Source organism: Wolbachia endosymbiont of Glossina morsitans morsitans (assembly GCF_000689175.1).
GTDB lineage: Bacteria > Pseudomonadota > Alphaproteobacteria > Rickettsiales > Anaplasmataceae > Wolbachia > Wolbachia pipientis.
In genome coordinates this window covers 1-2325 of record NZ_AWUH01000056.1, presented here as the reverse complement: position 1 = coordinate 2325, position 2325 = coordinate 1, and the positions used below count along the sequence as shown (strand labels likewise).

General features: G+C 38.3%; 3 protein-coding genes and 1 pseudogene. All 4 read right to left on the bottom strand.

Going from position 1 to position 2325, the window contains the following annotated elements:
• On the bottom strand, nucleotides 1–770 hold a 770-nt coding region (locus WGMM_RS06480), incomplete at its 3' end, for a phage tail protein (RefSeq protein ID WP_240991833.1).
• Complete coding sequence (locus tag WGMM_RS07075; protein ID WP_275039472.1) at nucleotides 731–1195, bottom strand: baseplate megatron protein TIM-barrel domain-containing protein; 465 nt, start codon at nucleotides 1193–1195, stop codon at nucleotides 731–733. The genes WGMM_RS07075 and WGMM_RS06480, both read right to left, overlap by 40 nt.
• Nucleotides 1196–1211: 16 nt before the next feature.
• Nucleotides 1212–1838: a baseplate megatron protein TIM-barrel domain-containing protein gene (locus tag WGMM_RS07070; RefSeq protein WP_275039471.1), complete on the bottom strand. Its 627-nt coding sequence runs from the start codon at nucleotides 1836–1838 to the stop codon at nucleotides 1212–1214.
• Nucleotides 1793–2325: pseudogene (locus WGMM_RS06470) on the bottom strand (baseplate megatron protein TIM-barrel domain-containing protein); the annotation flags it as partial. The pseudogene WGMM_RS06470 and the gene WGMM_RS07070, both read right to left, overlap by 46 nt.

Sequence of the window (2325 nt, the reverse complement as noted above, 5' to 3'; positions counted from 1 at the left end):
CTCAATACACCAAAACGTAACACTACTATAAGCCCCTCGTCGGTAGATTCCATTACATATCCGTAAGTAGACTGCTTGTTTGTGCTTGCGATAGGCTTATAATCCTTATCGTTGTACGAAATAAAGAGTGTTGCTCCCTTCCAATTCTTTTCTTCACTAATTAAAGTAAAGCTTGCACTATTACCTTTAATATCCGGTAAATCTATCATTTCTACGATGGTTTTGCTAATGTGAGAGGGAGGGTATTCCTTCAGCATAAGTGACCTTGTTGAAGGAAAAGAAAGCTTATATATAGAGTGATCATAACCAATGCCAATTACTTGAATGGACATGCTTTCGAATTTTGTTTTTATAATTCTCACCGTATGCTTTTTCTCACCGTCTAAAATTGTTATTACATCACTTGGCACAAGCCACGCATATTTTATCGGCAGCTTGAAATTGTATATATTTCTCTCTTGCCACGAAGAATAAAGTAAAACCTCAGCTATATTTTGCGCCTCTCCCTCCTCCATAATGAGCGGTATTTCAACTGTTATAGCAGCGCCTTGCTTTGGCAACTCAGCATATTTAACATCAATTGGATAGCCAAAATTGCGATTAAAATAAACGACGTTAACTTTATTGTTTAAATCTAATTGACTGATATTAGCAAGTTTTGAATTGTTACTGAAAACCATTTCACCAATTGGTATTCCAGTCGTAACTCCCCTGCCCTTTTGGACAAATTTCAGTTTAGAGTCCTGTTCAACCACATCAAAAAATAGCAACTTTGCAGCATTTTAATAATTGAACGTACCGATTGCTGGTCATTTATTACATATCCAGACAATAATCCTTTAACATCACTCGTATCGAACTGATCGCTTTTTAAACCTGCTTTTTGTAATAGATCCGATAAAACATCGGAAATATTAAGCTGTGAAAGCTTTCCCTGAATCCAATGTCCTGTCTGCCAATTATGGCAGTCAGTCCACATATCACACAAATTGGGGAAATAAGGAAATGGCCTTGCATCCCACGCCCAGAGAAACATTTTTTCTACCATTTCCGAGCTTTGCCACTTCTTTAGCGTTCCTTCAATTGCAATTTTTTGCGAAAGAAAGCTCACCTCTCCGTTTGAATATCGTGGATATTTGCTCTCTATGCTGCCTTTGTCAACAAACACATTTGGCTCATTAGTGCAGCCGTTCATACTGGGAAATCCATACTCAGTAAACCATATTTTTTTTCATTTTTGGTTGCCATTTCGTTTTACTACCACCTGGATTTATGTGAGTTTCACTCCACCATTTTGCTATGTTTTTCCACGCATACCTGCTGTCGTTATACTTTACTCTTTCAGGCTCACCCTTTGAGTAATCATAGAAATAATCATACCCCACTCCACTGCTCCAACCACCCATTACATCTTCCACGGAATAACCAAAAGGAGGCTCTGGACCATCAGTCAGTGGAAAATAAGCATCTATGCCAACAACGTCGATATACTCTGAAGACCACAGTTCATCCATATTATACCAACCATCATATGAGTGGTATTCGCTCCAATCTGCAGCGTAGGTAACTGTTACTTCTTTTCCAAGATTAAGTTTTATCTGCTTTGCAAGCTTGACCAGCTCTATAACGGCAGGGTAATTCCCTTGTTCATCCCTGATTTTGGTAAGTTGCGCAAATTCAGAACCAATGATAAACCCTTCCACTTTAGTTTGTTTGGCAATGCTTGCATAATGCTCTATAAATTTGTTGTACTGATTCTTAAAAAAATCACTTATATCTTCAGGAGTCCCGCTCAACCTTCCTCGCCACTCTTTGTTCTTTGTATCAAGTAAGGGCATTGGATAGAGCACACCTTGTAGCCTCTGCTGTGTAGCTCTTCTATATATCTTATCAACGCTGCATCACTAACTGTGCCACCATACCTTGGGTTTCCACTCGCATCTTTTGAAATTAGCTGAGCATTATCTCTGGTTACACCCCCTACTTGCCAATCATCAGGTAATATTGCGGAATCATCTTGAAATTCAACTGCAGGATATATTTTACAATCTTTAATGTTCAGATCATTCACAAACCAATTGACTACTACCGATACCCACTCAACATTTGGTAAATCTCCCTTTAATTGATCCAAAGAAAGCATTGCATCGCTCTTTTTAGTGTGGTTGTTGTGATTTACCCTTTGCGCCAGCCCATATGGGATATATTGGTTGCTGCTTATTTTCTCTTGCGCGATTTTCTTTCTGTATTTTTGTATCATATACAAACCTTCTCCTGAGCCTGGTATTATATTGATATTCCGAATATTTTTTGCTACTGAAAATT